The sequence below is a fragment of the Mesorhizobium sp. M7A.F.Ca.US.008.03.1.1 genome, from assembly GCF_003997495.1.
Taxonomy (GTDB): Bacteria; Pseudomonadota; Alphaproteobacteria; order Rhizobiales; family Rhizobiaceae; genus Mesorhizobium.
Window position 1 is genome coordinate 1 of record NZ_RZRU01000059.1, and the last position, 449, is coordinate 449.

The window sequence follows — 449 nt, forward strand, 5'->3', positions numbered from 1 at the left end:
GGCGAACATGCGCGGGTCGAGTTCCCAAGGCTCCCGGTTGACGTCGAGATAGGCGCGCGGGAAGTTTGCCGCCAGCATCGGCGCGCCGAGCGCAACGGCGCCACCGAACAATTCGTCGACGTAGCAATCCTCGGACCGGCGGATGGCGTTTCGGTCCAGCCTTGCCATGGCCAGGAACCGGTCCGGATAGTGGCGGCCGCTATGCGGCGAGTTGAAGAGGAAGGGAACGCGCTGTTCGGCGCCCGACCGGATTTCGAAGGCTGGAACGACCGAAAAATCTTCGGCTGCCGTTTTCAATTTGAACGAACCCAAAAAAACCAATGCATCATGATTGGAAAGTGCCACCTCGCCGGCCGCATGTCCAGCATTTCGGCGGCTGAACCGCTTTGTTAAATGCGGATTGGGCTCTTCATCGTTCACTTGATGTTTACCGTCACCTCCTCATATAC

1 protein-coding gene is annotated in these 449 nt (G+C 58.8%); it reads right to left on the reverse strand.

Going from position 1 to position 449, the window contains the following annotated elements; all coding sequences use genetic code 11:
* Positions 1-297, reverse strand: a 297-nt coding sequence (locus EOA16_RS32430) for an N-formylglutamate amidohydrolase (RefSeq protein ID WP_245456076.1), incomplete at its 3' end; no start/stop codon positions are given.
* Between the last annotated feature and the right edge of the window lie 152 nt (positions 298-449).